This window comes from Microcoleus anatoxicus (assembly GCF_042465725.1).
Taxonomy (GTDB): Bacteria; Cyanobacteriota; Cyanobacteriia; order Cyanobacteriales; family Microcoleaceae; genus Microcoleus; species Microcoleus anatoxicus.
Genome location: NZ_CP120853.1, coordinates 3,142,870 through 3,166,499, shown reverse-complemented (window position 1 = coordinate 3,166,499; position 23,630 = coordinate 3,142,870). Strand labels below are relative to the sequence as shown.

General features: G+C 43.6%; 20 protein-coding genes. 4 read left to right on the top strand and 16 right to left on the bottom strand.

Annotated elements, in window-relative coordinates; genetic code table 11:
- Positions 1-154 precede the first annotated feature (154 nt).
- From modB to P2A85_RS13555, 4 genes are all read right to left on the bottom strand, one after another.
- A complete protein-coding gene (gene modB, locus P2A85_RS13570) occupies positions 155-2,002 on the bottom strand; it encodes a molybdate ABC transporter permease subunit (protein ID WP_377480892.1) in 1,848 nt (615 codons plus the stop codon).
- A gap of 293 nt (positions 2,003-2,295) precedes the next feature.
- Positions 2,296-3,090, bottom strand: coding sequence for a molybdate ABC transporter substrate-binding protein (gene modA, locus P2A85_RS13565; protein ID WP_377480889.1), 795 nt, complete (start codon positions 3,088-3,090; stop codon positions 2,296-2,298).
- A gap of 13 nt (positions 3,091-3,103) precedes the next feature.
- The gene (gene crtD, locus P2A85_RS13560) at positions 3,104-4,693 is read right to left on the bottom strand and encodes a C-3',4' desaturase CrtD (RefSeq protein ID WP_377481488.1); all 1,590 of its coding nucleotides are present in this window, start codon (positions 4,691-4,693) and stop codon (positions 3,104-3,106) included.
- A 150-nt stretch (positions 4,694-4,843) separates the two neighbouring features.
- Entirely contained in the window at positions 4,844-6,769 is a 1,926-nt protein-coding gene (locus P2A85_RS13555; protein ID WP_377480886.1) for a CopG family transcriptional regulator, read from the bottom strand.
- A gap of 704 nt (positions 6,770-7,473) precedes the next feature.
- Between P2A85_RS13555 and P2A85_RS13550 the strand changes: the two genes are divergently transcribed.
- Complete coding sequence (locus P2A85_RS13550; RefSeq protein WP_377480883.1) at positions 7,474-9,303, top strand: ATP-binding protein; 1,830 nt, start codon at positions 7,474-7,476, stop codon at positions 9,301-9,303.
- Between the two features lie 62 nt (positions 9,304-9,365).
- Here P2A85_RS13550 and P2A85_RS13545 read toward each other — a convergent pair whose 3' ends face one another.
- The 6 genes from P2A85_RS13545 to P2A85_RS13520 form a co-directional block, all read right to left on the bottom strand.
- On the bottom strand, positions 9,366-11,357 hold the full coding sequence (locus P2A85_RS13545) for an SUMF1/EgtB/PvdO family nonheme iron enzyme (protein WP_377480880.1): 1,992 nt from the start codon (positions 11,355-11,357) through the stop codon (positions 9,366-9,368).
- Between the two features lie 368 nt (positions 11,358-11,725).
- Positions 11,726-12,253, bottom strand: coding sequence for a DM13 domain-containing protein (locus tag P2A85_RS13540; protein ID WP_377480877.1), 528 nt, complete (start codon positions 12,251-12,253; stop codon positions 11,726-11,728).
- A 23-nt stretch (positions 12,254-12,276) separates the two neighbouring features.
- Positions 12,277-13,323, bottom strand: a complete 1,047-nt coding sequence (locus P2A85_RS13535) for a DMT family transporter (protein WP_377480874.1) — start codon at positions 13,321-13,323, stop codon at positions 12,277-12,279.
- Positions 13,324-13,362: 39 nt separating this feature from the next.
- Positions 13,363-14,067: a DUF4079 domain-containing protein gene (locus P2A85_RS13530; protein WP_377480871.1), complete on the bottom strand. Its 705-nt coding sequence runs from the start codon at positions 14,065-14,067 to the stop codon at positions 13,363-13,365.
- 50 nt (positions 14,068-14,117) lie between these two features.
- The gene (locus P2A85_RS13525; RefSeq protein WP_377480868.1) at positions 14,118-14,774 is read right to left on the bottom strand and encodes a peroxiredoxin-like family protein; all 657 of its coding nucleotides are present in this window, start codon (positions 14,772-14,774) and stop codon (positions 14,118-14,120) included.
- Between the two features lie 64 nt (positions 14,775-14,838).
- Positions 14,839-15,216 carry a hypothetical protein gene (locus tag P2A85_RS13520; RefSeq protein ID WP_340522505.1) on the bottom strand — a complete coding sequence of 126 codons (378 nt, stop codon included), beginning with the start codon at positions 15,214-15,216 and terminating at the stop codon, positions 14,839-14,841.
- A gap of 128 nt (positions 15,217-15,344) precedes the next feature.
- On the opposite strand from P2A85_RS13520, the gene P2A85_RS13515 reads away from it, so the two are divergent.
- Positions 15,345-16,235: a LysR family transcriptional regulator gene (locus tag P2A85_RS13515; protein WP_377480865.1), complete on the top strand. Its 891-nt coding sequence runs from the start codon at positions 15,345-15,347 to the stop codon at positions 16,233-16,235.
- 297 nt (positions 16,236-16,532) lie between these two features.
- Here P2A85_RS13515 and P2A85_RS13510 read toward each other — a convergent pair whose 3' ends face one another.
- The 4 genes from P2A85_RS13510 to P2A85_RS13495 all read right to left on the bottom strand — a co-directional run bounded on the left by P2A85_RS13510 (position 16,533) and on the right by P2A85_RS13495 (position 20,213).
- The gene (locus tag P2A85_RS13510; RefSeq protein ID WP_377480862.1) at positions 16,533-17,858 is read right to left on the bottom strand and encodes an AAA family ATPase; all 1,326 of its coding nucleotides are present in this window, start codon (positions 17,856-17,858) and stop codon (positions 16,533-16,535) included.
- A gap of 192 nt (positions 17,859-18,050) precedes the next feature.
- A complete protein-coding gene (locus P2A85_RS13505) occupies positions 18,051-18,932 on the bottom strand; it encodes a sulfite exporter TauE/SafE family protein (RefSeq protein WP_377480860.1) in 882 nt (293 codons plus the stop codon).
- Complete coding sequence (locus P2A85_RS13500) at positions 18,929-19,480, bottom strand: rhodanese-like domain-containing protein (protein WP_377480858.1); 552 nt, start codon at positions 19,478-19,480, stop codon at positions 18,929-18,931. Before P2A85_RS13500 ends, P2A85_RS13505 begins: the two co-directional genes overlap by 4 nt.
- 31 nt (positions 19,481-19,511) lie before the next feature.
- On the bottom strand, positions 19,512-20,213 hold the full coding sequence (locus P2A85_RS13495; protein ID WP_377480855.1) for an MBL fold metallo-hydrolase: 702 nt from the start codon (positions 20,211-20,213) through the stop codon (positions 19,512-19,514).
- An 89-nt stretch (positions 20,214-20,302) separates the two neighbouring features.
- Between P2A85_RS13495 and P2A85_RS13490 the strand changes: the two genes are divergently transcribed.
- Positions 20,303-20,647 carry an ArsR/SmtB family transcription factor gene (locus tag P2A85_RS13490; RefSeq protein WP_377480852.1) on the top strand — a complete coding sequence of 115 codons (345 nt, stop codon included), beginning with the start codon at positions 20,303-20,305 and terminating at the stop codon, positions 20,645-20,647.
- Between the two features lie 76 nt (positions 20,648-20,723).
- Here the strand turns inward: P2A85_RS13490 and P2A85_RS13485 are convergent, their stop codons facing one another.
- Positions 20,724-21,152, bottom strand: a complete 429-nt coding sequence (locus tag P2A85_RS13485) for an MAPEG family protein (protein WP_377480849.1) — start codon at positions 21,150-21,152, stop codon at positions 20,724-20,726.
- Positions 21,153-21,341: 189 nt separating this feature from the next.
- On the opposite strand from P2A85_RS13485, the gene P2A85_RS13480 reads away from it, so the two are divergent.
- Complete coding sequence (locus P2A85_RS13480; protein ID WP_377480846.1) at positions 21,342-22,079, top strand: LuxR C-terminal-related transcriptional regulator; 738 nt, start codon at positions 21,342-21,344, stop codon at positions 22,077-22,079.
- 261 nt (positions 22,080-22,340) lie between these two features.
- Here the strand turns inward: P2A85_RS13480 and P2A85_RS13475 are convergent, their stop codons facing one another.
- Positions 22,341-23,552, bottom strand: a complete 1,212-nt coding sequence (locus P2A85_RS13475; protein ID WP_377480843.1) for an EAL domain-containing protein — start codon at positions 23,550-23,552, stop codon at positions 22,341-22,343.
- Between the last annotated feature and the right edge of the window lie 78 nt (positions 23,553-23,630).

Genomic DNA, 23,630 nt, shown 5'->3' with positions numbered 1-23,630 from the left:
TGAACATCGAGTAGTGGGAACTAAGCTGTAAATGATGAACTTAATTTATGAAATCTAGAGGATATACTTTGGGTTTTCTGTATTGAATTAAACCGTATTTGTTAGAAATGTTAGTAAAAAACTATTGATAGAGGCGATTTTGATTGACGATAGCTCAGTCCACCATCAATATCAGACTGGCGGGAGCGAGCCGCACATACCAGGGAAAGGGTCGATCTTTGATGGTATTCCACTTTTCTTTAAAGACTTCTGCTTGGACATGATAGTCGTGCAAACTCATGGGTATGCCATTGAATTTGAGAAAGAGTGTAATGCGGTGAGGGGTTTCACTGGTGGAAGCTAACCAACAAGCATAGGTATTATCACGATCGGGTTCTGTGGTGATGCTAATTTGGTGGGCGCGAATGCCAACATCGGTGAGTCCATTATCCAGGGCTTCGAGCACTTGCAAAGTAATTCCCCAATCGGTTGCTATCACTGAATTCGCTCCCTGTACCACGGCACGGGAAAAGTTTTTACATCCCGTCAGTTGAGCGATGCGAACTGTTTTTGGATGCTCAAAAATCTGATGTTTCGAGTCATAGGCGATCGCTTTTCCGGCAGACATTACCATCAGGTTTTCACAAATTCGGTAGGCTTCCTCTAGGTTATGAGTCACAAATAACGTAATGCCGCGGTAGGTTGCTAGGGTTGCCAAAAGTTGCCGCTCCATTTGACTGCGCAGATAGGTATCTAGGGCTGAAAAAGGCTCGTCGAGCAATAGCAGTTCCGGTTCAGTTGCTAGTGCTCTTGCCAGTGCTACCCGCTGTTGTTGCCCCCCGGACAACTGATGGGGATAGCGATCGCCTAACCCCTGCATTTGTAACAGATCTAGCTGTCGATCGACTCGCTGTCGGCAGATTGATTTTGACAGATGCTGCAACCCAAAGGCAATATTTTGAGCAACCGTCATGTGTGGAAACAACGCATAGTTTTGAAACACCAAACTCACCTTGCGTTGGTGGCTGGGAAGGTTAATATTCTTGTCTGAATCAAAAAGCGATCGCCCATTCAAGACAATGCGCCCTGTGGTAGGCGTATCAACACCAGCAATACAGCGAAGAGTCATGCTTTTACCCGAACCCGATCCACCAAGTATGCCTAAATTTTCTTGCTGTGCGCTGAAAGCCGTGTCGAGTTTAAAGTTCGATAATTGTTTTTCAATATCGACAAGCAATCCAGATTCGAGACTGGGAAGTTGCGGTTGAATACCATGCCCTAAACTAGCAGGTTGCGTGCATTTTCCACCACGATTCACAGGCTCATTTGCTTCGATTCCTATCCATATTTTGTGCTGTCTATTTTGTGCGTAGCGCTCCTGCAAAAGGTTCACAGTTACGATCCCAGATAGGGAGATAGTCATAATCAAAATTGCCCAAAACCAAGCCTCCTTCATTTCTCCAGCTTCCACGGCAAAATAGATTGCCATTGGCATTGTTTGGGTTTGTCCGGGAATATTTCCAGCCATCATCAAAGTAGCTCCAAATTCTCCCAATGCGCGTGCAAAGGAGAGTGTGATTCCTGCCACAAGTCCGGGAACAGCTAAGGGTAATATAATCTGAAAAAAAATTCTTGTTTGAGAAGCGCCCAAGGTTCTGGCTACTTGTAGCAAACTACTGTCAATTTGTTCAAAAGCACCCAATGCTGTTTTGTACATCAGGGGAAATGAAACCACTGTGGCGGTTAATACTGCGGCATACCAAGTAAAGATAATCGTGAAGTCAAAGTGCTGCATCAATTGTCCGATCGGACCGTTTTTACCAAACAGTAATAGTAGTAAAAAACCAACCACTGTTGGTGGCAAAATCAGCGGTGAAATCAGAATTCCTTCTATTAATGATTTCCATCTACCGCGATAGCCCAACATCCAGTATGCAGCAGCAGTGCCGAGAAAAAATGTTGCAATTGTTGCCAGTCCAGCCGTTTGTAGAGAAATCCAGAGGGGCGATAGATTAGCAAACATAAGAAGAAGGAAGAAGGAAGAAGGAAGAAGGAAGAACGAAGAAGGAAGAAGGAAGAAAGAAGAACGAAGGAAGAAGGAAGAAGGAAGAAGGAAGCATTGGTGTCAACTTAAGACTAAAATCCTTGATAAATCCCGTTTTTACCCTAGTCTAGATCCCCCTAAATCCCCACGCCCCCCCAAGGGGGGAAGGGGGACTTTGAGCAAGTTCTTTTTCCCCCCTTCTTAAGCAGGGGTGTTTCATTCTCAGACAAATCATCCTTTTGTAGGGGTAGTGCCAAGAATGCCTACCCCCCTCAATTAGCTATTCCAAATCCGTATTTCTTGAAGATATTTTGAGATTGTCTTTTCCTTAAAAATTCAACGTAAGCACGGGCAGACTGTTGATTGCGACTTGCTTTAATTACCGCGATGGGATAAACAATGGGTGAGTGTAAGTTGCTGGGTGCTGTTGCTACTTGCTTGACTTGATTGGAAATTTTGGCATCTGTCAGGTAAACAACGCCTGCATCTGCGTTACCGCTTTCTACTGCGCCTAAGACGCTGCGAACTGAGTTACCGTAAACAAACTTCGATCGCACTTGCTCGCTGATTCCCAATTTACTGAATAATTCTGTGGCATACCGTCCAGCGGGAACACTGCGGGACTCGCCGACGGCTACTCTTTTAACATTAGAGTTGGTTAACTGGCGAAAGCTGGTTAGTCCCAGAGTGGAGTTATTAGGCACGATTAAAACTAGATTATTGGTCAATAGATTGCGACGGGTATCGTTCACAATCAGATTTTTATTTTGTAGTGTATCCATCTGCAAAGTTGCAGCAGAAATAAAGACATCGACTGGTGCGCCCTGTTGAATTTGCTGATGCAAGGGACCCGATGCTGCAAAGTTATAGTTGACTGCGATACCAGCATTAGCTTTTTCAAATATGGGATCGATTTCCTCTAACGCATTCTGCAAACTCGCAGCAGCGGCAATCAAGATTGTTTTCGATTGAGCTTCTGCTGGCTGGGGCGAAACTATATTGAAAACACCAGATAGTATGAGGATGCTCAGGAGACTGCTGAAAAAAGCAATTACAGGTTTTGTCATTGTCATTAATAGATTAAAATTCTGCGTTCATTTGGCGCACGACTGTTAAAGCAGAATAGGAGACTCCGGCGGTTCCTTCTCCGGGATGGGTGGAGTCACCGACTAACCAGAGGTTTTGAATCGGTGTGCGATTGGCAAAGCCGAAGGGTCCGAAGGTGGGTATTCGCTGGCCGATGCCTCCTACAACGCCTCTATCTCTGGCGGTATAACGCGCAAAGCTGCGGGGTGTAGCTGATTCTTGATGGACGATCGCCTCTGGTGTTAAATTGAAATATTCGCTCAAACGGGCGATCGCGCCGGTAGTATATTTTTGCTTCAAAGCTTCATAATCTGCACAATTCCACCACATTCGAGTATCGGTAAAGGAGGAAGCAATCACCGTGGCCATTCCGGTTGGAGCTCTACCATCTCCCGGATGGCTGACAGAAACAAACAAGGAATTATTCTCTCCTATCTCGCCTTCGTAGTCATAAAGAAACTGAAGGTGAGGCGGACATTTTGGCGGAATTGCGCTTGCTTTCACTCCTAAATAGATGACAAAAGCGCCGGATGCTGGTGGCAATTTATCGACTCGATGTTTGTAGCTTTTCATTTGATATGGCAAGGGATGTTCCGAAGATTCGGTAAGTTTTTTCTCCGATAATTCTGCGATTTCTGGTGAGATGTTTGAATTGGTTTCTAACAATTTTACCAGATTTTGGGCGGTGACGTTGGCGACAATATCATCGGCGCTTTCTGTCCATACTTCGCCAGTTTTTTGATTGCGAATAGTTGTACCCGTAGCTTTGCCGTTCACTGTGATAATACTTTCAACTGTGTGACGGAGTAGGACTTGGCCGCCGTCTCGTTCGATCGCTTCTACGAGTCGATCGCTCAATACCTGCATACTCCCTTGTAGATGATACAATCCTTGTGGTTCTTGGGAAACTCCTAAAGCTGTGGCTGCGTAGAGTAGGGCTGTTTCTTCGGTATCTACTTGAGAATACAATTTTAATTGCAAATCGAGAAAAGTTTTCAGACGCAAATTGTCGCCCAATCCACAAAGTCGCAAAGCATCTCCCACTGTCATGAAAGTGAAAGGTAAGGTAATCAAAGTATCGGGGCGAACAGCTTTAGTTAATTGCCAGAAATCCCAGAAGTTTCTGGGTGGTAAAACCGGATCGCGTCCTTGAAATTTCCAGCTAGCTTGGAATAATGTAGATAATAATTGCCAAAATGGTTCGCTTCCGGGAAACTGTTTTTGTCTTTCTTGTTGCCATTTTTGGGGTTCTCGCCAGACGCTAATGGGTGTGCTTTCTCCTGGTAAAAATACGGCACAGGCTGGATCGCAGGGTGTGGCGGCTGGGAGTTCGATGTTTAATTCGGAGAATATGCGGTGGTGAATTCCTCCGGGTTCCAATCCTGCGACTTGGGTGGCGCCGACATCGAAGGTAAAGCCTTTGCGTTTGAAGGTGGAAGCGCATCCGCCAGGGACGATCGCCTGGTCTAAGACTAGCACTTTGTATCCTCGGCGAGCTAGTAGGGCTGCTGCTGTGAGCCCGCCGATTCCGGCTCCGATGACGGTGACGCGGGATTTGCCAACAGGGGTGCGATCGCTGACCATAATTGATTTATTGTAATATTTCTTAATATTATGCTCATATTTGGCAAAAAAACGTAAAACGCGATCGGCGTCGGCTTCCGGATTTGTTAAACACATATATCCAGGCTCAGACAACGCGATCGCGCAGTATTTTTTTTTGCTAAATCAAAATTATGGACGGCGCCACTTGTTGAGATAAGCTTCTCCAATGCCAGCTACAGGTTGCTGTTGGGCTAGCTGTTCTCGTAAACCTTTGATGGTTCTTATCTGTTCTTGAGACTGCTGCTGCAAAGCATCATAATTTCGCTGTTTGGCCAAACTTTGACTCAATTGATTTTCCAAAGCTTGCAACTTGGTTAGTTGAAGTTGGAAGTGCTGGATGGAGGTTTCTCGTTCCGATAACTGAGCAAGTAAACTTTCGTAACTTGACTTTGGTACTGTTTCGGCTAATTGCTGTTCCCAACTTTGCTTGGCTTCGGCTAGTTGAGAATGCAAGGAGTTGAGGGAGTTTTCTCGTTCTGACAATTGCTGATGCAACTGTTGTTCGAGATTTTGCTTTTCTGCTAGTTGAGAATGCAATTGGGCGATCGAGTTTTCTCGTTCTGTCAACTGTTGTTGCCAAGATTCCTGTTGCTGCAATTGCTGTTCCAGATTTTGCTTGGCTGCTGCTAATTGAGAATGCAAGGAGTTGAGGGAGTTTTCTCGTTCTGACAATTGCTGATGCAACTGTTGTTCGAGATTTTGCTTTTCTGCTAGTTGAGAATGCAATTGGGCGATCGAGTTTTCTCGTTCTGTCAACTGTTGTTGCCAAGATTCCTGTTGCTGCAATTGCTGTTCCAGATTTTGCTTGGCTTCGGCTAGTTGAGAATGCAAGGAGTTGAGGGAGTTTTCTCGTTCTGACAATTGCTGATGCAACTGTTGTTCGAGATTTTGCTTTTCTGCTAGTTGAGAATGCAATTGGGCGATCGAGTTTTCTCGTTCTGTCAACTGTTGTTGTAAAGATTCCTGTTGCTGCAATTGCTGTTCCAGATTTTGCTTGGCTTCGGCTAGTTGAGAATGCAAGGAGTTGAGGGAGTTTTCTCGTTCTGACAATTGCTGATGCAACTGTTGTTCGAGATTTTGCTTTTCTGCTAGTTGAGAATGCAATTGGGCGATCGAGTTTTCCCGTTCTGTCAACTGTTGTTGTAAAGATTCCTGTTGCTGCAATTGCTGTTCCAGATTTTGCTTGGCTTCGGCTAGTTGAGAATGCAAGGAGTTGAGGGAGTTTTCTCGTTCTGACAATTGCTGATGCAACTGTTGTTCGAGATTTTGCTTTTCTGCTAGTTGAGAATGCAATTGGGCGATCGAGTTTTCTCGTTCTGTCAACTGTTGTTGTAAAGATTCGTAACTTGACTTTGGTACAGTTTCGGATAGTTGCTGTTCCAAATTTTGCTTAGCGGAAGCTAGTTGAGCATCCAATTGGGCGATCGAGTTTTCTCGTTCTGTCAACTGTTGTTGTAAAGATTCGTAACTTGACTTTGGTACAGTTTCGGATAGTTGCTGTTCCAGGTGTTGCTTGGCGGAGGCTAGTTGAGCATCCAATTGGGCGATCGAGTTTTCTCGTTCTGTCAACTGTTGTTGTAAAGATTCGTAACTTGACTTTGGTACAGTTTCGGATAGTTGCTGTTCCAGGTGTTGCTTGGCGGAGGCTAGTTGAGCATCCAATTGGGCGATCGAGTTTTCTCGTTCTGTCAACTGTTGTTGTAAAGATTCGTAACTTGCTTGCAGTGGATTTGGCTGCGTACTCGTCGGATTTTCTGCTGGAGTTTGAGCCGTTTGGGTGTCATTAATTTCCCTTACTTCGGCTGTTTCCCCTGGGGATTCGGCGACATCTACCGGAGTTTCTTCCGTTTTTTTCCAAGTTACACTAACTTTTGTCTTGTCGGTAGAAATCTCCAGAGAACCCTTGGCTAAGCGTTCTAGGAGTTCTGACCTGGATATGTCCAGCTTGCGAGCGATTGCGTTCAATCGATCGGCACTATAAGGAGTGAGCGAAAGTCCGATTTTGACTTTGCTTTCTGGATCTGAACTAGCTACATTGCGACTTTTTTTTACCATTGGCATTTTCCTCATGCCAACCTACACTAATTAGTATAGTGGCTGAAGTTTCTATTAAAATCAATTTTTGTTACTTACTAATTGTTGCAGATTCCGTTCCCAATCGAACAAAAAGCTGTGAATGTCATTTTCAGTTCCAGGATCGCCGTAGAACCGCTTCTAGATTCCTCGCCCAGAGTCTTTTACGGCACGATACCGCCATGGGCGCTGTTTAGCTTCTCAAATACTATCCAACTTTTGACACTCTGTGAGCCGATGGTCGATTTTTGATTTTCGACTTACCCCAGGGATGAATCTGGGTGCTTGTTACCAGATTTTTTGCCGTCACTGGTTTGGAGCGCGATCGACTAATACACTCTATGTGGGTGAAAGTCAAATACTCTGGGAATGCTGCTAAAACCCGAATTTGCCAAAAGTCCTTTGCTTAGGGATCGTCCATGACTAGGACTAAAACCAACAAAAGGTTAGGCGGACTGAGGAAAATCACCGCTGAGGTAAAGGGCTGTTAGGGGGATAGAGAGATTGGCTCGCCCGATCGATCGTATCACTGAGGCGATCGTCTGATGTCAAGGAGTGCGATCGGAGTCGCGGTCAACAAAAGAACGTAATTATTTATATAAAGTTTACATAAAATTTTATAAAATTGATACAATAATAAATAATACACCACCGATTATTGCTATAACTTTACAATTGTGTGACCTATGACTATCAAAAATCATCAACAATACCAGCAATCCTTAGATTGGTTGCGACAATTTCAGCAGTTTATCACAGAATTTGATAGTAATGAAGCTTTGAAATCAGAAGGCGAAATCTGGAAACTGCCCAAAGAATCTTACCAGACTAAAATTGACAAATTAAACTTAGAAATAAGCGAGTATGAAAAACTGATTAATTGCGACAAAAAACAGCCACTTCAAATCAACATTGAAAGTTTAAAAAAACTACCAGATGCTTTAATTAAAGCTCGCATAGCATCAAAAATCAGTCAAAAAGAACTGGCAGATAGACTAGAAATTGATGAAGAAATCATTAAACAGCATGAGGACACAGATTATCAATGTGCGAGTTTTCTAGAAATCATCGAAATTAGTACCGCTTTGGGCATAAAATTTGAACCGGCTGCAATCCGAGTAGATTTTGACGAAGTAACCCACATTAAACACAATGCAGAAAAATGCCCTCGGAAAATTTTTGATTCAGGAGAATATACTGACAACTCTTTACAGCGAACACTCAAGGAACTTGCAGATGTAAAGTTTGCCCTGGATCAATCCTCTATCGTCGCTATTACCGATCGCCAAGGTAAGATTACCTACATCAATGACAAGTTTTGCGAAATTTCTCAATACTCGCGAGCCGAACTATTGGGAAAAACTCACCGCATTATTAATTCAGGATATCATCCCAAAGAATTTTTTAGCGAAATGTGGCAAACTATCGCTAGTGGCGAAGTCTGGAAAGGAGAAATCAAAAACCGGGCTAAAGATGGAACTTATTATTGGGTAGACACCACCATCGTCCCTTTCCTGAATGCAGCAGGCAATCCTTATCAATATGTGGCAATTCGTAATGACATCACTCATTGTAAACAAACAAAAGAAGCACTACAATTTCTGAATGAAGAATTAGAAGCTAGAGTGGCAGCGCGGACTGCTGATTTAGAAAAGGTGCTACACAATCTCCAGCAGGCCCAAACCCGATTAGTTCAAAGTGAAAAAATGTCAAGTCTTGGACAATTGGTTGCCGGAATCGCCCATGAAATTAACAATCCAGTGAATTTCATCTACGGCAATGTCATTCATGCCACCGAATACACTCAGGAATTGTTAAGACTACTTCAGCTATATCGACTGCACGATAGAGACACCCATCCTGAAACCTGGGAAGAATCGGAAGACAGCGATATCGATTTTATGATTGAAGATTTGCCCAAAATTTTGGAATCTATGGGATTTGGGGCTAAGCGAATTCAGGGAATTGTCACATCGTTACGAACTTTTTCTCGGATGGATGAAGCCGAGATTAAGAATGTTAATATCCATGAGGGCATGGATAGCACTTTGATGATTTTGCAGAACCGTTTGAAAACTAAGTCGGAGCGGCTAAGTATTGAGGTGATTAAAGACTATGGTAATCTACCTCGGATCGAGTGTTACGCCGGACAACTAAATCAAGTGTTTATGAATATTCTGAGCAATGCCATCGATGCTTTAGAAGAGGCGTATACGAAAGTAGATAATTTCCAAGGTTGTATTACAATTCGTACCAGTTTGTGCGATCGTCAACAAGTAGTGATTGAAATTGGTGATAATGGTTTAGGAGTGCCTCCATCAGTACAGCAGCGATTATTCGACCCATTTTTTACCACAAAACCAGTGGGTAAGGGAACTGGTTTGGGATTATCCATTAGCTATCAGATAATTACTGATAGGCATAGGGGTACACTACGCTGTGAATCAGAATTGGGCAAAGGTAGTCGGTTTATTATCACAATTCCCACTTCCCAAATAGCTAAGTCCAAACTTTAATTTAATACTGCCGCGCATCAAATCCTCAATGATGGGAAATTGGAAGTTGATTCATGGAAATTTTATCCAAGAGCAACTCGAAAGCCCACAATACTAGCCCTACAATCAGGTTGATATCTGAGGCGACAGGCGCTGCGACAATTCGGAGCATGATCGTTCCAAGAACCGCCACGCAATACCCTCAGCGACTCGTCACCACGATAGTCCCAAACACGACCATCGGTAGGTGCACCATTGTAATTACTATGCCAAAAATCCGCGCACCATTCCCAAACATTTCCGTGGAAATCGTACAATCCAAAAGCATTAGGTTTAAAACTACCAACATCAGTTGTTTGAGCTCGATAAATTCCCTTTGGTGCTTCAGCATAGTTAGAAGTACCGTTGTAATTTGCCAAGTCAGTTGTAATCGTTTCTCCAAAGTGAAAAGCCGTCATAGTTTCCCCCCGACAAGCATATTCCCATTGGGCCTCGCTAGGTAAATGATAATTCTTACCAGTTTTTCGAGCAAGTCTAGCACAGAACTCCACAGCCTCGTACCAAGATATATTTTCTACAGGTCGATTTACGCCTTTAAAACGGGAAGGATCGGGATTGAGGAATATTTTAATTTCCGACAGTGCCGCCACTACCGCCCACTGGGCCTGAGTGACTGGAAATTTGCCAATATAGAAAGGTGCTAAAGTCACTTGTTGCTGAGGTTTTTCATCACTATCTCCTTCATTACTTGCAGAACCTATCAGGAAATTACCGCTAGGAACTGACACCATTTCTATCACTCTGCCACTGCCAATAAGTTCTTCAAAAGAATCAGCTTTTCCTACTTTAATATGAGTTTGATGACCCCCTTTGTCTAGCGTTACCCACTCAAATTCAAAGGTGTTTTTTGGGAAATTGACATTTTTCTTCCCCTGGGTAACGGCGACACTGCTATTAAATTTTTCCTGGTTTTCAAGATCCACATTGCTAGGAAGTTGCGTGGGGCTAATCTCAGGATTTTGGACAACAAGTGACCCCCCTATTTTTTGTTCAGAATTGAGAGCAAGTTTACCTGCTGATTGGGGCAGAGGAGGTTGGGGTGGTAAGGAATAAAGATTTAAAGCTTTGATTACTTCATCAGCAGATTGATACCTATTTATGAGATAATCTTGAATTAATTTATCTAATACTTCTCCCAATTTTCGACTTAAACTGGTGTGGGGTGGTAATTTTTTTCTCCAGTTATCAATGCCTTTAGTCGGGTCATAAAGCTCATCACAACCGTCAACTTGTGGCAAACAGTTAGTTAGCAAGCGCAAGCAAGTTATCCCCAAGCTGTACAAGTCACTGCCCGGAAAAACTTGACCCCGCATTTGTTCCATCGGTGAATATCCGCGAGTCCCCACTGTGGTACCAGATTTACTCATCAGCGATCCTGTTACCTGTTTAGAAACACCAAAATCGATCAGAACTAAATCTCCGCGCCCTCCCTTTCGGAAAGCTGAATTGCGCAACGTTCTAGTTTTTGGTATAGCTGAGTTAAGGGAGGTGCGACGGCGGATGATATTCTCAAGTTTTATATCTCGGTGAATCACATTGCGATCGTGAACAAATTTAAGAACTGGTAGTAAATCTGCTAGTAACTGCCAAATTTTTTCTTCATTAAAAACGCCCTGTTGAGTTAATTCGGCGAGTAAATTTTGCCCTTCTATTAACTCTTGTACCAAATAAAGTCGCTGGTCTTGTTCAAAATAAGCAATTAATCTAGGAATTTGGGGATGTTCGCCTAGTTCGTAAAGTCGTTTTGCTTCTTGCTGAAACAGTTCTGTTGCTTTTTCAATGGCAGAGGTTCCATGAAATTGTGGCATAAACTGCTTAATTACGCAAGGGTCGTCCATGCGGTCTGTATCTACTGCTTCATAAGTTCTGCCAAATCCCCCTTCGCCCAAAAGTCGAATTACGCGGTAGCGGTTTCTGAATAAAGCTGTGAGGCCTTGAACTCCGCAACTTTGACAAAATTTACAGTTGTCTGGATTGAAAGGATTAGAACACCTGGGGTTGGAACAGTAGAACATATCTGGGAAGAAATGATCCGGTTAAGATTATGATATATCTTTTATGTGTGTTTGCCTCCTCATGGAGTTATCAAAATTAGAAACAGATTTAAATAGCAGGAATCCTAGCCCGATCGACTAATTTTCGCCACCCTCTGTGCGCAGATATTTGCCCTTGTCCTCGCTAATGGAGTGATATAAATCTCTGGATTTCTCAAAAATAGGACTGAGCCGATGGGTCTCCGTAGCATTAAGTATAAAATTAAACACTGCCGAAGGGTTTGTTAAATATTGTGAAACTGGCATAGACAGAATAGTTTTATCTAATTTGATGGCATAAAGATATTGAGTCAACCATTTCATAGATATAAAAAGGCTTTTTCAAAGGGCTATGAACTCGATCGCTGAAGTGTGGCAGCACCAAAGGTGGCATTGAACTTACGACACCAAATTGCCGCTGAAGCATAATCTTCTGAGTTGATGCTGGCAGGAATCGCATAGCTTTGAGCACCGCTGTATGATTTGAGTGGCGCGATCGACACATAGTCACCTTTTTTGAGGGGATAGGCGGGAGGAACTGTCGAGCCAATGACATCGGGGGATTTGTGTAAAATGACTACCAAATCAGGACCAGAGGTTGAGGTTTCAAATGCTCGATCGAGTTCCAGAATGCGCTCATTCCCTTTCTGGACAATGCGGGCAGTGCCTTTGGTGGGGTGTTCGCCATCGACAAAAGTGCCAGAAGTTAGAACTTTTGCGACTTGAGCCGTTGTGGGTGATGTCGTTGGCCGAGTTGGCGTGGTTTCAGGAGTGATGGATGACGCGATCGTAGCTCGATCGCCAGCGGTTTTGGTGCAGCCGATCGCGATTGTTGACACGAAGGTAATACTAGCAAAGTTGAAATAGCGACGTTTCATAAAAAAGCTTGTTCCTTAAAATATTAAACACCCCGGAAACCGATCGCGGTTTCCATGGCATCGCGAGGATTGGGGTCAACTAATTCTCGATTTATTTTAGCTTGATGTAAGTTGCCTACCAAACCAAATATCATCCCGACAAACAACAAACTTCCCCCTAAATATTGAGCTAAAGTAGGAGCTTCACCTAAAATTAAATAGCCCATAATTATAGCTGCAATCGGGTTCAATAAACTAGCTAAATTAAGTTCTGTTGAAGTCGCATTTTTTAGACCAGCCAACCAACATAATTGACCAGTGACGACAATAACCGCCGCATAGATAATCATCCATTGCCACAGAAAAGGTGATAAGACTTCGGCAAAATGGTGAGGTCCGTAAAGCAAATTAGCCAATAGGAAAAAAAATACCGTCCCCAGAATATTGCGATAAATCGTAAAAATGCCCAAGGGAATCGATTGTAATTGCAGTTTACCAACGACGGTAGCAATGGAACCAACGATCGCAGCGATCGCCACAAAAATTTCTCCGGTGCCAATTTGAAATCCACCCATCGTCATCATCTGACTTGAACTCCCTAAAACAGCAGTCACTATCACCCCAGCCAAGGAAATCAGAGAGCCTGCAATTGCCCAAAAATCTACCCGCGAACCCAACAGCAAAACACCCAACAACAGGGTTAAAATTGGTTCGATGCGCCCAATTAACACAATATTAGTAACATTAGTCTGTCCCAAGGCTGCAAAAATTAACGCCGGAGCGATCGCCCCCGATAAAATACCTGTAATAGTTAAACTAATCCAATCTTTACGAGTCAGAGCTTTCAGAGTCGGCCGTTGCCAATCTTGATAAAAAATTAGAGTCATCAACCCCAAGGCACAGATATTACCTACAAATAAAACATTGCATAGTGAAATAGGATTTCTGCCATTAATCGCATGACTTTCCCCTATTTCCACAATTTTACGAGTTACCGAATTGGAAGCAGCAAAAATTAAAACAGCAATGCCAAGATACATTGGGCTAGGAACTCGGATGAAAAATTGATGTAATTTATTTGCAACTTTCATGCTCTTGATTTCTCTAATTTTTTAAACCTTAAAATTAGCTTATTTCGGTTGAGGACAGGTTTTATTAGTGTAATCGCATTGATAGATATACTGTGATTGCCAATGGAGGGGAATTTCTAGTAAATCTCTGGCACCAGTGATTCCCTGACCGATAAAGAACAGGAGAGCCAAACAATTGAGAATGATATGAACCCTGCGCCAGCGATTTTCTCTATCCTGATAAATATCTTGGACGATCGCCACTGAAAAAATCATCAATAAAGAGGCTATCATACCGTAGTAATAATGGGAAACAAACCATTCATTATCGCGGCGAAAGATTTCTGGTTGAAACCCTAAAATCATCAATCCCATGCCCGTAAAAGTGGCAAATATACCTCGCCAGAGTTTAACTCTTGCCTTAAATAGTAGTGCGAAAGAAGCAATGGTTAACAGGAAAATGGCGATCGCAAAAAAGAATCGAAAAGGTTCTTTGGTGATGGTATCGTTACTGAGCATTTTGGAGAAAATGGGGTAGGCCATTCCCAGTAGAGCCACCCCTACCACTGAGCCGCTCAACCAATTACCCATGGCTACGTGCTCGGAACCTACTACGGGCGGAATTTTAGTTTTTCCCCCGTCGGCGACAAGCAGGCGGCGTTGACGGGTGAGGAAGGCGCGATTCACCACAATTCCGATTAAGGGAAAGACGACAACAATGGCGATCGCCGGATGTAATAATGCAAAGATATCTTGAAGTTCCATGTTAAAGATCCATTAATTCACTATTTAGGGACAATCAAAATTATCGATCGCTAAGCAGCCACAAACAGGGACAATAAGATGGCGATCGCATCGGCGGGTTCATAACGCTTGCTATAATCCACGTCAATGTGAGCTAGGGCAATATGTCGATGGCGATCGATAATAAAAGTGGCAGGAACAGGTAACAGCCAATCTTCCGTCCCATTGTAATCTGGGAGAGCGTGACCCAATTCGGTATAAAGTAATTTAAGAGGAGGGGGAATTTGAAATACAATACCATAATCACGAGCAATTTGGCAACCCGCATCACTCAGAACATCAAAGGAAAGTCCGTTGTTGAGGACTGTTTTTCGGGAAGCATCAATTGTTTGGGGAGAAATGGCTAAAACCGAAGCTCCCAAGGCCTGAATTTTGGGTAATAGCCCCTGATAAGCCCGTAATTCCAGATTACAATAGGGACACCAACTGCCAAAATAAAAACAGAGAATAACGGCTCCTTGATTTAATCGCTCGTACAGACTAATCTTTTGACCGTCAGTATTTTCGAGGACAAAATCCGGGGCATCATCATCAATTCTTAAGCTTCTGCGATTTTTAAATTCCTTGGCTAATGCTTGAGTTGCTCGTTGCATAATCGCCGCTTTTTCCGGGGGAAACCTTGCCAAGAATTCCTGGTAAAATTTATGAAATTCCAGTTGTAAATTCACGATATTTCCCAATATATATGTAGGAAATTTTCCCTTACTTAAAATCAGCAAGGGAACAGGCAAATTACTTCACTTCATTTGGTGAAAACATTGCTACTTTCCCTTGTTTGACAGCGACAACAACGTCGTAGGTTGCACAGTAGGAGAAGGTAACATCGTTGGCTTTGTTATACAGATTGACCACCATGCCTGCTCCACCGGGTTGTACTCCTAACGGCAATAAATCACCAAAGAAAAATCTTCGCAATTGGTCGCCACTACCAATTTGTCCTTTGTTTTTACTAATCATCTCAATCTTTTGCTGAGCAGTCATTTCCGGGGCGGCGATCGCGCTATTTTGCAATTGAGGTACAAAGCTATGTACAGCAACATCTCCGGCAGTAATAACGCTAGCCAGGGCTAGGGGAGCAAACAGAGGGCTGAGGGATTTGAGTTTTAACATTGATGTTTTTGGGGTGAGAACGGTTGATGAGACTATCATGATCTATTTCAATTTCTTTGAGAAGCAGGCAAAATAGAATATGCTATATGCCATTTAGGAATAGGTGCTGTATGGACCGAATTGCTTGTATGCAAAGTTTCGTTCGGGCGATCGAATTGAACAGCTTTTCTGCCGTAGCGCGGGAACAAAAGACTACGCAACCGACGATTAGTAAGCAAATCGCCGCTCTCGAAAAATATTTGGGGGTACAATTACTCACTCGTTCCACTACCAATTTGAATTTAACCGAAGAAGGTAAAAAATACTATCAATATTGCCAGCAAATTTTGGAAACCGTTGCCGAAGCAGAGGCCAGTTTAACCGGGAAAGAACAGGCCACAGGAATTTTACGATTGGGCTGTCCCGTGCTGTTTGGGCAAATGCAGGTTGTTCCCCGTTTAAGAGCATTTATGAAACGCTATCCCGATGTCAAGGTAGATCTAATGATGGCAGATCATTTTGTGGACATTGTAGAGGATGGTTTAGACCTGTTAATCCGCATTGGTAATCGTCTGGATAGTTCCCTAATTGGCCATCGCATCGGCACGACGCGCCGCGTCACAGTAGCAACAACAGACTATTTTGAGCAAGCGGGAGAACCCAAAAAACCGGAGGATTTAGTGCATCATGATTGTATTGTTTACACTCATCTGTCAACGGGCAATGAGTGGCATTTTCAAGGAACAGATGGCACTATTAAGGTGCGGGTGGGGGGCTGTTTTCAAACTAATAGTTCTGTGGCGATTCGAGCCGCAGTGTTATCGGGTTTGGGGATTGCGGTAGCGCCGGTGTGGATGTTTGGTGATGAGATTTACCGGGGCGATATCAAGGTTGTGTTGCAGGATTATCAGCCGACTCCGTTGCAAATTCATGGGGTGTATCGTCGGAGTCGTTTTTATCCAGCAAAGATAGTTTGTTTTATTGAATTTTTAGCGGCAGAATTCAAGCTCGATCCCTGGGTTTCAGATTATGGGGTTTGAGCCAGATAATTAGAAGACATCTTCGATCGCATTCTCAAAGGCTCATTCGGAAGTTCTTAAGGAGATTATTGTATTCTAGCTGTCTCTGAGGGTATATATCTTGGCTTTGCCAGTGTTCGATTTTCATGTTTTCTGAGTTAGGACGAATCCGTTGCATACAGTAACAGCAAATTCCTCTTTGCTCGCTCACTAGACTTGCTCTCAGGTCATGTTTTTCGGCATAGTTATCATAGTCAGTATTTGTATTGCACCGATGCTGTGTCAAGGACGTTGGTTCGGTCTTTTTCTGGATGTTTCTCATTCATTACCTTCTAAGAATTTAATCAGCGATCGAGCTTGAGTAATCTCAGGAGCTTGGTGTCCAATTTTTTCACCAAGGGGAATCATAGCTTGACGTGCGCCATCAAAATTTTCATCATCAATTAGTTGAAAAAGAGCGTGAAGCTTGTCTGCTACCTCTTTGTTACGTTCTGACGCTCCCATCTGCTCCTCTAGTATTCGGTTGGCATCAAGACCATAAGATTCTAATGGAATGGTAGAAATAACTTTGCCAGTTTCTTCATCACGTTCTAGGACTCTAATACAGCTTGCTTCAACTTCACCAATAACAAGTGGCGAATGGGAAGTGCAAACAAACTGGATTGAGGGGAATGTGTTGGTGAGGTCATTCACAACTTGATGTTGCCATTTTGGATGGAGATGTACATCTATTTCATCAATTAGAACTAGCCCTGATGTTTGTTGCAAAATCAGAGGCAATCTTTGATTATATCTATCTGATTCTTCAGTTAAGAAAGAGGCATTTTGAGTGACAATTTTGATAGCAATATCGGCGATTAGACCTACCATCATTTTTTGACCAGCACTAAGGTTACTAAAGGGTTGGGGGTTGCCTTGAATAGAAACAACAATTTCCGATCGCTCTGGGTCAAACCATAGGTCATCGGCGTTGGGAATACAACGCAAAATAGCCAATTTTACCACCTTGTAACCAGGGCGCATTTGTCCCTGTCGATTGACCGAAGCGATCGCTTCTTTCTGGAACCAAGTATCGATATCGGCGATTCTAATCCGTTCTTTAAAGCAGTCATAGAAGGCATCCCAACGGCGAGCGGGGCTAGTGTGGGTAGTTGCTTTGTCGCGTTGGTTGGAGGGTAGCCAAGCTCTACCTGCTCCGTAGTAGGCGATGATGGGTAGCCAAATTTTTGCGCCTGCTTCAATCTGTTGAAATAAAGTGGAGATAATTTCTAGAGCTTGTTTGGCTTCTGTGTTGGAGGTTCTAGAGCCGTTAGTTTTGAATTGTCTGAGCCATTGGACTGGCTGACTGTTAATCGTGCCGATCGCCCTAATCTGAACGGGTTTTCGTTGTATAAATTGGGTGATGGTGTCGGATTCGATCGCTTCTAAGCGAATTTCTGAGGGCAGAATGTTACGGCGGCTATTGTTGAGGGTTGTGTCGGGGGAGTTGACCAGCCAAATTCCAGCCGCGATCGCCAAAGCATCGAGGATCGTCGTTTTACCTGTGCCATTGTCCCCAACCAGCAACGTAAATTGGGGATGCAAGTCAAGGGTATAGTCTGAAAATTTCTTGAAGTTTTTGATTTCTAGTCGGTCAATTCTCATGGTAATGTGCTACTGTCGATCGGTATTCAGCTTGTAATTTGTAGCATAGAAATCATCGTAGTACGACACCAACAAATTTAATTATAGGATATCTATATGTCTCGCAAAAAAGAACGATCGGGCTAGAAACTAAAAGGGCGATCGCAGTAAATTGAATGGCGATCGCGAGTCGCTAAGATGAGTGACGACAGATTACCTCAGCATCCCAGCCGAAATCTCCCGTCCGTCAGAGAGTGCGTTTTGAGGTTGCTGCTGAGTAGATGACTTTTTGAGTCCTTGTAAACTATCACGATTTTGGACTAATACAAATGTGGCAACTACTAGCAAGAAGTAACCGAAACTTTTTTGCAGTTGTGGCGCTGGAATAAACTGTGCAAGATAAGCTCCAATCACTGTCCCACATCCAGCTAAAAATGTGAATGAAACCGTGAGATTCCAGTCTAGGGAAATATGCCCTAAATAACCTAACAGCCCTGCGACAGAATTACACGCAATAATTAGCAGAGAAGTTCCGATCGCCTGTCGCATCGGTATGTTTCCCAACAACACCAAAGCAGGGACGATCGCAAATCCACCCCCCACACCAACCAATCCTGTTAAAACACCTACTGCAATCCCTTCAGTCATCAGCCATAGCCAGCAGTATTTACAAACAGGTTTGACATACTCAACAGCATCTAGTTCATCCTGACTAGATACAGGCTTTGACTTGCTGGTGCGATAAATCATCAATCCGGCAGCAATCAACATCGACAGTCCAAATAGAGTCATCTGGAATGCGCTGGTAATGAACGGCAACGTCGCTATTCTTGCACCGAAATAAGCCCCCAACATGGTCGCAGTTCCAAAAATAACTGCGGTTTTGAAATTAAGATTGCCACGCCGCGCATGGGGAATACTGCCCAATAAGCTAACAGTCCCCACAATAATCAAAGTCATGGCGATCGCAGGTTTGGGCGCAACACCCATCACATAAACCAGCACAGGCAATGCTAACACAGAACCACCACCGCCCAATAAGCCTAAACTCACACCAATACCAACTGCCAGGAAATGTCCAATTATCCAGATCATAGTTTATTTCCGGCTTGTTGGTTATAAGGTAACTTTGCCAATAGCATTCCCATCGCACAGGTGTTAGTGACTCCTGCAAACACTAAGCCAGCACCCACAAATCCACTCAAAAGTAAAAAATTAGGTGAGACAAACACCCCTAAAACTGTTCCCAGTACAACCAATGAGCCAGCCACAATCTGCACCTGTCGAAACAAGCTAATCGGCGCATTTTGACTTTTTTTAATCGGATAACCTGCATTTTTCCAAGTAGGAATTCCGCCACGCAGATGAATCACAGAATTGAATCCTGCGTCTAAACATTGTCTGGCGGCTTTGGCAGAGCGATTTCCAGATTGACAATAAAGAACGAGTTTTTTCCCTTCAGACGGTCGTACTCGATCGGGATTGAATTGTGAAAGTGGATGCAATTTTGCGCAGGGAATTCGTTCAGTTGCATATTCGGCAGCTTCCCGAACATCCACTAAAGTTACGGCGTTTTCGTCAAGCAATTGTTTCAATGTTTGAGCATCAATTTCTTGAATTTGAGCATCGTTAGTCATTGTCATTGTGTTACTCCAAATAAAATAGATCTAAGGTTTAAGCTAAAATTGAAGTTAGGTTGCCACACCGTTCATTCGCTGGCACAGCTTCCATCATTTTTTGAGGATTGGGCAGATTTAGTGCATTCATAAATTCAATAAACTCATCCCGGCTGCGCCCCACAAACCGAGGGTTCCAGCGTTTTTCTTCCTCAATGGAAGAAACAGTTTGCCCGCGATAGTCGTGTCCTGGATAGATTGAGGTAGAGTCAGGCAAGGTGAATAAGCGTTGAGTGACTGAATCAAACAAGGTTCCGGCGTCCCCGCTTTGAAAATCAGTGCGTCCACAACCGCGGATAAATAACGCATCGCCGGTCAGCAAGTGAGTTCCATTGACGAGGTATGCCATATGGCTATCTGTGTGTCCTGGTGTGGCGATCGCCTGCACAGCAACCAATCCAACCTGTAGCGTTTCCCCTGGGTGGATAAAACGGTCTGCACAGTTAACCTGTGCTTGGGCTGGAACCACACTCACACAGCCTGTTGCTTCGCGCAGTTGAGATGCACTCGTAATGTGATCGGCATGAACATGAGTTTCCAAGCAATAACGCAAGGTCAAACCCAGTTCTTTCAGCAACTGAAGATCTCGCTCAACCTGTTCCAAGACTGGATCGACCAATAGGGCTTCTGCGGAATCCCGATCGGCTATCAGATAAGTAAAGGTACTGCTTTCCCGGTCAAAAAGTTGACGAAACAGCATGGCCATTCCTCTCTATTTGTTTGTAATATTACGATATAGTAATATAGTAAATAAGTCAAGTCAAAACTCTAGTCAACAAACTCCTGCTTATGTCTCAAATCCCAGTTTCCGCTCTCGCTCAGCTTGCCGATTACTTCAAAGTTTTATCAGAGCTGAGTCGGCTGCAAGTGCTGTGTGCGCTCAAGAGTGGTGCTAAAAATGTGACTGAAATCATTGACGAAACAGGGCTGGGGCAAGCCAATGTTTCCAAGCACCTCAAGATTTTGACCCAAGCAGGCATCGTTCAACGGCAGCCGCAGGGAGTCAGCGTTTACTATCAAATCACTGACCCGATGATTTTTGATTTATGCGAACTTGTGTGTCAGAAGCTCGAAACTCGATTGCAAGAACAGTCACAGGAGTTAAAAAAGCTCGACAGATTGCGTCAACTCTAACCGCCCCTGATTGCAGCGTCTAGACACGCTTAATTGTTTCTATCCCAGGAGCGATCGAGCCATGGTAATAGCGTACCTACGTGCCGAAGTGGATCGGGGCTGCGCGGATCGCGATGAACCACACCGCGAGCGTGGAAAATAAGTAGAGGTAGAACCGCAGGATGATGAGATTGAACGTGCAATGGACAGCACTATGCAAGGCGCGAAATACAACGAATATCCACGCGACATTTACATAGACTGCATCCACCTGATTTGTGATGAATAGATATAGGATAAGCGCATAGAAAATTATCGGAATCTCGAACAAGTTCTTGAGGTTATCCGATGGATTGGATACGTTTGGTGGCGATATCTGCGCCAGCGTACCCGGTACAGAAAGCTCCTTTTGGCTGAGCTTTCTACTGGTGATGAAACTGATACGGCGGATGTACATATACACCCAGACTATGAGTGTCAGAAACACTGTTGCAAAGAAGGGGCTGAAGATTGCGTCTTGCGTCATTTATACCTCTCAAATTTGATTGTTTTGATGGTTGCTGGACGATAAGGTGCGCGATATGCGACTGCGATACAAGGCTTGAAGAAATATAGAGTAAGGTAAATCTCATCAGTTGCTTTTGAGATTATAAGGGTAATATAATTGGAGTATTGCAATGTTTCTAGTCCTCGATCGGGTACTCTTTTTGACACCATGACCAGGAAAAGTCCCTTACAGCTTTTATTTCAAGAAATCGACCAGGTGAAGGATGAAGACGATCTGCGATCGCAAATTGTGCCCGCAATCGGCGAGTATTTTGCAACTAAGCGATGCGGAATCTTTTTTTTCGACCAGCTTTTAGCCGATCGCCATCTTCAGAAATTACTCAAAGTAGCGTTATCTGTCGAACACAATCCTGTGGCACGTTATTTAGTCGAGCGTCATGCTCCCGTGCACGAAGCCTTGGTGACAAAATCACCCAAGGTTTGGACAATGATTTGTCCGCGCCCCGATCATTGGCACGTCATGGCGGGGCCGATCGTCGATCGCGCTCAGTTAGTGGGCGCAGTGGGCTGCACTCGCGAACAGTCAATGCCCGCTTTTGATACCCAAAATCTAGCCGATTTGAGTGCAATTTGTTTGCACTTATCTGTTTGGGCTGCCACAGTACGCGAGGCGAAGCTATGCCGTAGGGAATCGCCACAACAAGCTTTTAAGAGCGATCGATTAACATCTCGTGAATTGCAAATTGCCGAATTGGTTGCTTTGGGACGAACCAACGCAGAAATCGGGAGGGAAATTTGGATTACTGAGAATTCAGTGAAACAAGCTTTGAAGCGAATATTCCGTAAGCTTGAGGTTTCGTCTCGTGCGGCAATGGTGGCACAGCTTGCCGCAACAAAATACGATTTATCAAGTGTCAAAAATAACGCTATCTTGGCAGAAAAATAACCCTATAAATTAAAATATTCCTGGACGCAATTGTCACACTTCAATTAAGTTGTAGGGTGCGTATGGTGAGTTTAACGCTAGATTACCTTGTACTTTTTGGCAACAATTGATTTAGCGCACCACACAAGTATTTCTTCAGTGAAATTTTTCCGGGTTACTATTTCTACCAAGACGATTTTATGCGCATTGGGCAGCGTTCTTGGCCGGCACTCTTGGCACAGCCCCTACCAAGAATGAAACAGCCCTAGGGCAGGGGGAGTGTCAGTTACCTTCCTTCAGCAACTGCTCAAAATCCGTTGCCGGCAAAGGACGACTGAACAAATATCCTTGCATATAATCGCATTGATAGCGCATGATAAAGTCTTTTTCGGATTCCGTTTCAACACCTTCGGCAATTACTTCCAGAGACAGACTGTGAGCCATTTCAATAATAGCTTTTACAATCGCTGCATTTCGAGAACCATCTGTGATATTACGAATAAAAGAGCGGTCTATTTTTAAAGTATCGAAGGGGTATTGTGTCAGATAGCTTAAGGAAGAATAGCCTGTTCCGAAATCGTCAATAGAAATAGAAACTCCCAATTTTTTTAATTGTGTCAAAGTAGCGATCGCGCTTTCGGTATCCTCTACCATCAAACTTTCAGTTAACTCTAATTCTAAACTGCTTGGTTCCAAACCAATTTTTTCTAAAATTTCAGCAATTTTACTGCTGAGTTCCTGTTGGTGAAATTGACGAGGTGATAAATTAACCGCCACCCGCAACCCAGAAAAACCATCATTTTGCCAAGATTTTAAATGCTGGCAAGCTGTCTGCAATATCCACTCGCCCAAGGGTATAATAAAGCCCGTTTGTTCAGCAATCGGAATAAATTCTGTAGGTGGAATCAATCCTTTTTCTGGGTGTTTCCAGCGCACCAAAGCTTCTGCACCGACAATCTTCCCGGTAGTTAGACTAACCTGGGGCTGATAGTAAACCAGGAATTCTTCTCGTCTTAAAGCAGTGTATAAGCTTTTTTTCAGTATGATTAATTTTTCCGAGGCATCTTGTTCTATGATATGCTCCTTGGTTTGTATTTGTAAATTATTGTATTGCTCGACAAAGGCTTCTTGTTTCTTCAACCGACTGGCGATCGCCCCTACCAGTTCAGCTTTAGTAAAAGGTTTAGTCAGGTAATCATCGGCTCCCAATTCCATGCCCTGCCGCATTTCAGCGCGATCGGTTTTACCAGTCAGAAATACAAAAGGTACTGTGGCAGTAGCAGGATTCGCTCGCAAGGCCATCAGCACCCCATAACCATTAAGTTCCGGCATGATCACGTCGCAAAGAATCACATCGGGCAGATTGGACATCGCTAAAGATAAGCCCTGCATTCCATTTTCGGCCCCCATCGCATCAAAACGTTCAAACTTGAGGATTTTGATAATATTCTCCCGAATCACACGATCGTCCTCGATCACTAAAATTTTTTTCATATACTATTCCAGGACAGCGGTATAATTAATCATTTACCTCAACATCATCTAATCTAAACAATTGAAAAGCTACACCCC